Source organism: Sphingomonas sp. (assembly GCF_025362505.1).
Taxonomy (GTDB): Bacteria; Pseudomonadota; Alphaproteobacteria; order Sphingomonadales; family Sphingomonadaceae; genus Sphingomicrobium.
The window spans coordinates 1-7034 of record NZ_JANYGG010000024.1; the positions used below are offsets into that span (position 1 = coordinate 1).

7 protein-coding genes are annotated in these 7034 nt (G+C 65.3%); 1 reads left to right on the top strand and 6 read right to left on the bottom strand.

What is annotated here, in order from left to right; all coding sequences use genetic code 11:
* Positions 1–227: 227 nt before the first annotated feature.
* On the bottom strand, positions 228–1403 hold the full coding sequence (locus tag Q0R27_RS01520; protein ID WP_293940327.1) for a VWA domain-containing protein: 1176 nt from the start codon (positions 1401–1403) through the stop codon (positions 228–230).
* A 134-nt stretch (positions 1404–1537) separates the two neighbouring features.
* Here Q0R27_RS01520 and Q0R27_RS01525 point away from each other — a divergent pair, with 134 nt between their 5' ends.
* On the top strand, positions 1538–2935 hold the full coding sequence (locus tag Q0R27_RS01525; protein ID WP_293940328.1) for a methyl-accepting chemotaxis protein: 1398 nt from the start codon (positions 1538–1540) through the stop codon (positions 2933–2935).
* A 23-nt stretch (positions 2936–2958) separates the two neighbouring features.
* Here Q0R27_RS01525 and Q0R27_RS01530 read toward each other — a convergent pair whose 3' ends face one another.
* The 5 genes from Q0R27_RS01530 to rpoD form a co-directional block, all read right to left on the bottom strand.
* Complete coding sequence (locus tag Q0R27_RS01530; protein ID WP_293940329.1) at positions 2959–3801, bottom strand: MoxR family ATPase; 843 nt, start codon at positions 3799–3801, stop codon at positions 2959–2961.
* A 75-nt stretch (positions 3802–3876) separates the two neighbouring features.
* Positions 3877–4545 carry a hypothetical protein gene (locus Q0R27_RS01535; protein WP_293940330.1) on the bottom strand — a complete coding sequence of 223 codons (669 nt, stop codon included), beginning with the start codon at positions 4543–4545 and terminating at the stop codon, positions 3877–3879.
* 190 nt (positions 4546–4735) lie between these two features.
* The gene (locus tag Q0R27_RS01540) at positions 4736–5500 is read right to left on the bottom strand and encodes a hypothetical protein (protein ID WP_293940331.1); all 765 of its coding nucleotides are present in this window, start codon (positions 5498–5500) and stop codon (positions 4736–4738) included.
* A 71-nt stretch (positions 5501–5571) separates the two neighbouring features.
* Entirely contained in the window at positions 5572–5904 is a 333-nt protein-coding gene (locus Q0R27_RS01545) for a PspC domain-containing protein (protein ID WP_293940332.1), read from the bottom strand.
* A 126-nt stretch (positions 5905–6030) separates the two neighbouring features.
* Positions 6031–7034 (bottom strand): RNA polymerase sigma factor RpoD (gene rpoD / locus Q0R27_RS01550; RefSeq protein WP_293940333.1); only part of this gene is annotated, 1004 nt, incomplete at its 5' end.

Sequence of the window (7034 nt, forward strand, 5' to 3'; positions counted from 1 at the left end):
CGCCGGATCCGAACCACTGTCTCCACCACCAACATCCCGATCTCGCCACCTGGAAAACCAGGCCGCTGACTAGACTATCGAAATGAGGGGTCCCTTTTGGACGCCGATCACCCCACTAACGGGGTCCTTTTTGCACGCCGATCCACATCCCCTGCCGCTCCTCTTCCGGATAGGTCTCACGGACCTTGGGCTTGCACAATGGCTAACCGGCAGATTCTTCGCGGACGTCAGCGCTTACGGGCGAGCGCCCTCGTGGCGTCGTCGAGCCCTTCCAGGGTTAGCGGGTACATCCTTCCGTCCATCAGCGTCTTGAGCAGGCTGGTCGAGGCCGAGTGGCCCCAATAGGCTTCGGGGGTGGGGTTGAGCCAGGCGGCGCTGTGGTAGGCGGTGGTCAGGCGCTTGATCCAGACGGCGCCCGATTCCTCGTTCATATGCTCGATCGAGCCGCCGGGGTGGCTGACCTCGTAGGGGCTCATCGCGGCGTCGCCGACGATGACGAGCTTATGGTCGGGGCCGAATTTATGGATGATGTCGATCGTGGCAGTGCGCTCGACGTGGCGGCGGCGATTGTCCTTCCACACGCCTTCGTAGATGCAGTTGTGGAAGTAATAATGTTCGAGATGCTTGAACTCGGTGCGCGCCGCCGAGAAAAGCTCTTCGCACAGGCGGACATGGCCGTCCATCGATCCGCCGATGTCGAGGAACAGCAACAGCTTGACCGCATTGTGGCGCTCGGGGCGCATCTTGACGTCGAGCCAGCCCTGTCGCGCGGTGCCGTCGATCGTGCCGTCGAGATCGAGTTCGTCGGCGGCGCCTTCGCGGGCGAAGCGGCGCAGACGGCGCAGCGCGACCTTGATGTTGCGCGTGCCGAGCTGGCGGTCGCCGTCGAGGTCCTTGAAGTCGCGGCGTTCCCACACCTTGATCGCGCGGCCCTGGCCGCCGGGACCGCCGATGCGCACGCCTTCGGGATTGTAGCCGCCGTGGCCGAACGGCGAGGTGCCGCCGGTGCCAATCCATTTCGAGCCGCCCTCGTGGCGTCCCGTCTGTTCGGCGAGGCGCTGTTTGAGGGCCGCCATGATCTCGTCCCATGAGCCCAGTGCCTTGATCTCGGCCATTTGCTCGGGGGTGAGATAGAGTTCGGCGATCTTCTTGAGCCATTCCTCGGGGATCTCGGCGCCGGGCTCGGCGGGGGCGAGGATGCCCTTGAACACCTCGGCGAAGACGCGGTCGAAGCGGTCGATCTGGCTTTCGTCGTGAACGAACACCGAGCGGGCCAGGTAATAGAATTGCTCGGGCTCGGCCGCGATGACATCGGCGTCGAGCGCTTCCAAGAGCAGGAGATGCTCCTTGAGGCTGGCGGGGATGCCGCCGCGGCGAAGGGCTTCGACGAACGAGATGAACATGGCGGCCGTGTAGCGTGTTGGGTGAAGCGTCGCCAGCGCCAGGCCCCGCCCACCGGAGTGGGGCGCGTGGTTAACGAAAATGAAGGAGGTTCGCCTTACATCCGGACCGGACCGATCTGGGGAAGTGCGTTCTAATGGCGACATTGGGTATTGAAGAAGTCACCGAAAACGCGATCCGCGTGGTGGCACGCGATTGCGGTTCGCTATCGATCGAGTGCAGCGATGTCGCCGGCTATGTCGAGGGCGTCGCCACACGGATTACCGGGCATTTCAACACGCTCGATGCGCTCGAGGAAATCATGACGCGGCTGCTCGCCGATCAGGCGCGGGTCAGCGATTCAACCGACGAGGCGCGGCTGTTGTCGGAGCAGGCCAAGGCCAAGCTCGAGGCGGGGCGCGCGGCGATCGAGGACACGATCGGCGGGTTCAAGGGGCTGACCGAACTGGTCGTGCAGCTGGGCGAGCGGATGGCCGGCTTCGCCACCGCGATGAACCAGGTGCAGATGGTGTCGGCGACGATCGAGACGATCGCGCGCAAGACCAACATGCTGGCGCTCAATGCAACGATCGAGGCGGCGCGCGCAGGCGATGCCGGGCGCAGTTTCGCGGTGGTCGCGGCGGAAGTGAAGAAGCTGGCGCACGACACACGCGCGGCGACGAGCCAGATCGGGCTGACGATCGGCGAACTGACTCGCGAGGCGAGCGCGGTGACGTCGGAGATCAAGACCGGCGTCGAGCGCAGCCGCGCGGCGCAGGTGGGGTTCGGCCAGATCAGCGAAACGGTCCGCGAAGTGAGCGAGATCGTCGGGATGGTGGACCGCCAGACCGAGGGCATCGCGCATTCGACCAGCTTGATCCAGACCAGCGTCGACCGGGTCAAGGCGGGGCTGACCAGCTTCGCCGGGGACGCGCGCGCCAATGGCGGCGAATTGGTCAAGGCGCAGCAGCGGCTGTCGCACCTCGAGATGATGTCGAACACGATGCTCGACACGCTGGCGAATTCGGGCGCCGAGATCGACGATACCCCGATGATCAGCCTGGCGCAGGAAGCGATGCGGGTGATCGTCGAGGTCGTCGAGCGGGGCATCCGCGAAGGCGCAATAAGCGAGGATGCGGTGTTCGACCGGCGCTATGTGCCCGTGCCGGGGACCAACCCGGTGCAATATGACAATGGCTTCGCCGACTTTGCCCACGCGCAGGTGCGGCCGATCCTCGATCGGTTCAAGGCACGCGAGCCGCGGATTATCGGGTCGGCATGCACCGACATCAACGGCTATCTGCCAACGCATCTGAGCGAGCGCTGCCTGACGCCGGGACCCGACCCGGTGTGGAACGACGCGCATTGTCGCAATCGGCGGATCTTCATGGACGAGCAGACCAGGCTCGCGATCGAAAGCAACAAGCCGGCGATGCTGATGACTTACCGGATGGAGCTGGGGGACAAGTATATCCCGGTGAAGAACGTCTTCGTGCCGCTGTGGGTCGTCGGGCGACGGTGGGGCAATTTCGAGCTGGCTTACACCGAGAATTGAGGAGAGCGGGCGCCGCGCTGCGCCTAGCCCTTCCTTCGCGCCATGAAGGCGAGGCGCTCGAACAGCATGACATCCTGCTCGTTCTTGAGCAGCGCGCCGTGCAAGGGCGGGATCGCTTTCGTCGGGTCGCGGTTCTGGAGAACTTCGAGCGGCATGTCCTCGTGGAGGATCAGCTTAAGCCAGTCGAGCAATTCGCTGGTCGAGGGTTTTTTCTTGATGCCCGGAACGTCGCGGACCTCGTAAAACAGGTCGAGCGCGCGGCTGACCAATATCTTCTGGATACCGGGAAAGTGGACGTCGACGATCTTCGTCATCGTGGCGCGGTCGGGGAAGGCGATGTAATGAAAGAAGCATCGGCGCAGGAAGGCGTCGGGTAGCTCCTTCTCGTTGTTCGAGGTGATGACGACGACCGGGCGCTCGGCGGCTTTCACCGTTTCGCCGGTCTCGTAGACGTGGAACTCCATCCGATCGAGCTCTTGCAAGAGGTCGTTGGGAAATTCGATGTCGGCCTTGTCTATTTCGTCGATCAGCAGGACGGGGAGGACCGGCGAAGTGAACGCCTCCCACAATTTGCCGCGGCGGATATAGTTGCGGATGTCGTGCACGCGCTCATCGCCGAGCTGGCCGTCGCGTAGCCGCGCGACCGCGTCATATTCGTAAAGGCCCTGGTGGGCGCGGGTGGTCGACTTGATGTGCCACTCGATCAGCGGCGCGCCGAGCGCCTCGGCGATTTCATGGGCGAGGACAGTCTTGCCGGTGCCGGGTTCGCCCTTGACGAGCAGGGGACGCCGCAGCGTTACGGCGGCGTTGACCGCGACCTTGAGGTCGTCGGTCGCGACATAATCGGTGGTGCCTTCGAAGCGCATCGCTTCGCCCTATGGACCTAACGATGAGGAGGCAAGGAGCAGGTCTCTCGACTTCGCTCGATAAAGCGGAATTTCTCAGTCGAGGCGGGCGGCGGCGCGGGCTTCGAGGAGGTCGAACAGGGCGCGGTGCTGGAGCAATAGTTGGTCGGCACCGAACGCCAGCGCCCGTTCGCTCGATGGCCCGACGATCGCGGCTTCTATGACACGCGCGATCGAGGTCTCTCCGGGGAGCGAGGCGAGCGGGGTCTCGATCCCGGCGCGCGCGGCGGCGCGGTCGAGCAACGGGCGGATCGCGACCCAGTCCGACAGGAGCGCGGTGGCGGCACCGAGCGAGCAGCCGCCCCGCTCCGACCGGGCGAGGGTTTGTACGGCGTGACGCTGCGCCTGGAGCGCGGCTTCGGTTTCGGCCGCGCCCGGCGTGCTCGGCAGCGGGCCGACGGCGGAGCTCAGGCGAACGAGATAGAGCCGTTCGCGCTCATATTGGTCCGACGCCTCGACCAGCCAGTCGCGCGCCGCGCCGGGGGCGCATGTGGCGAGCGCGACATCGAGCAGGCCGGGGTGGCGGCCATAGAGGTTGCACAGCAGATGAACCGCGTCGGCGAGGTCGCGCGCGGCGTTGGGACCGGTCGCGCCGAGCAGGGCGGCAAGATGGGGGTGACGCGCCGAACCTTCGCCGGCGACCCGCGCTAACTGCGCGTCGGCGAGGCTGCGCGCCTGCCGTTCGGTGGCCGTCGTCGAGTTCATTCCGAGTCTCCCTGCCCTGTTGGTCCGAGGATTAGCCACCGGGCCTAACCCAGCTGCGTAAAGACAAGGTTTATCCGTCGGTAAGGAACTGGTCATGAAGGTGAAGATCCGTTCCGGATCGGGACGGCAAGCGGGACGGCGAGCGGGACGATAGGCGACGATCTGACCATCATAGGAAAATTGCGCGAACTTAATCGGCGGGGCTCTGGGTATAATCGATCCGGATCCGAACCCAGGTGCCGACCAGCTCGCGGCCGCCGACGCGCGGCGGGCGGACGAGGAATTGCCACGCGGCCTGGCGGACCGCGCCGGCGAGGTGCGATCCGGCCGGGCCATTGCCGAGCTCGACGCAATCCTCGACGTGATAGCGTGCAGCCGTGCGACACGCGACCATTCCCCAGCCACCACTTTCTGGCATTTTCGCAGGCAGATAACCGCTCAGTTCCCGGTCAGTCGGTTCGCGATACCATTCGGCGGCGTAGAGCGGCTCGCCGTTGGGGCCCGTGCCGACGCGCTGGCTGTCGCCCGGGCTGCTGCCTTGCGAGGCCGAGGCCGAGCCGGCGGGGGTCCCGAGTTTGGCGATGTCGGCGGCGGCCATTTCCTCCTTGGTGAGGATGAGGATGGGCAGTGCACGCTCTGGCGTGGGCAAGATGATCGCGGGACGGGGACGCGGCGGAGCGGGGTGGGGCGGTTGCGGCCTGGTCGGGGTCGTCTTGGGCGCGGCGCTGGCTTGCCTGGTGGCCTGCTGCTCGGGGGCGAGGTCGATGCTGATCGGGCCGTTACCGCGATCGTCGGGCCGTCCCGGCCGCGGCTCGCCGCCCAATGTCAGCAGAATGAGGACCAGGATCAGTTCGGCGGCAATCGCTAACGCAAACGACAGCGCGCGGCGGCGGGCCGAGGGGGCGACATGGGCTCGATCCTGGCTCGAGCGGGGCCGGAGGAACGCGAACCGCATGGGGGGCGGGCCCTAGGCGAGCGCGGGGAGGGGGGCAATGGCTTTCCCCTCCGATGATTGGGCGACGCTGGTCAGGCAGCGATCGAGCGCGGCTCCGCTTGCTGGTCGTCGTTGATGAACTCTTCGGTTGGAGATTTCTGGCGGACGGCAGGGGCAGGCTCGCGGACGTCGGGGAAGACCAGGTGCGAGAGCAGGACCAGCGCCCCGACCGCGAAATAGCCGGCCAGCGTGTAGACCGGGTTCCAGAAAATCAGTGGCGCCATCGCGGCGCGGAGCCAGTTGGGGTTGAAGCCGAAATCGTCGCCGATCGCTTCGCATACACCGAAGATCGGCGCCTCGCGGTCGAGGATGGCGGGCTTGGCGGCGATGATCATGCGGTGCTCCAGTGTCGATGGCGAAGTCATGCTCATATCTAAGCAAGGCTCGTGCCATATTTAAGAAGCAGCGCGTTTGCAGAGGGTTAAGCAAAGAGCGCCGCGCCGGCTGCGGCGTCGCGCGCGAACTATTGGGACCAGGCACCACCGCCAGCCCTACTGGTCGAGGAAGCTGCGCATCTTTCGGCTGCGGCTCGGATGCTTGAGCTTGCGCAGGGCTTTCGCCTCGATCTGGCGGATGCGTTCGCGGGTAACGCTGAACTGCTGGCCGACTTCCTCGAGCGTGTGGTCGGTGTTCATCCCGATCCCGAAGCGCATGCGGAGCACTCGCTCCTCGCGCGGCGTCAGCGACGCAAGGACGCGGGTGACCGTTTCCTTCAGATTCGCCTGGATCGCGGCATCGACCGGGATCACCGCATTCTTGTCCTCGATGAAATCGCCGAGATGCGAATCTTCCTCGTCGCCGATCGGAGTCTCGAGACTGATCGGCTCCTTGGCGATCTTCATCACCTTGCGAACCTTCTCGAGCGGCATCGAGAGGCGTTCGGCGAGTTCTTCCGGGGTCGCTTCGCGGCCGGTTTCGTGAAGGAACTGGCGGCCGGTGCGGACGAGCTTGTTGATCGTCTCGATCATGTGCACCGGGATGCGGATGGTGCGTGCCTGGTCGGCGATCGAGCGGGTGATCGCCTGGCGGATCCACCACGTCGCGTAGGTGCTGAACTTGTAGCCGCGGCGATACTCGAACTTGTCGACCGCCTTCATCAGGCCGATGTTGCCTTCCTGGATGAGGTCGAGGAACTGCAGTCCGCGGTTGGTGTATTTCTTGGCGATCGAGATGACGAGGCGCAGATTGGCTTCGACCATTTCCTTCTTGGCGATGCGCGCTTCGCGTTCGCCCTTCTGGACTTGGTTGACGATCCGCCGGAACTCGGGGAGCGACATGCCGGTCTGTTGCGAGATTTCGGCGATCTCGCCGCGGATCCGCTCGACCGTCTCCTCCTCGGCGACCGCGAAGGCGGCGAACTTCTTGTCGATCTTGGCCGCGCGCTCGAGCCAGCTGTCGTCGAGCTCGGAGCCCATATAGCTGTCGAGGAAGGCCTTGCGCGGCACCTTGTGGCGCTCGGCGAGGCGCAGCATCTGGCCGCCGAGCGTCGTCAGCC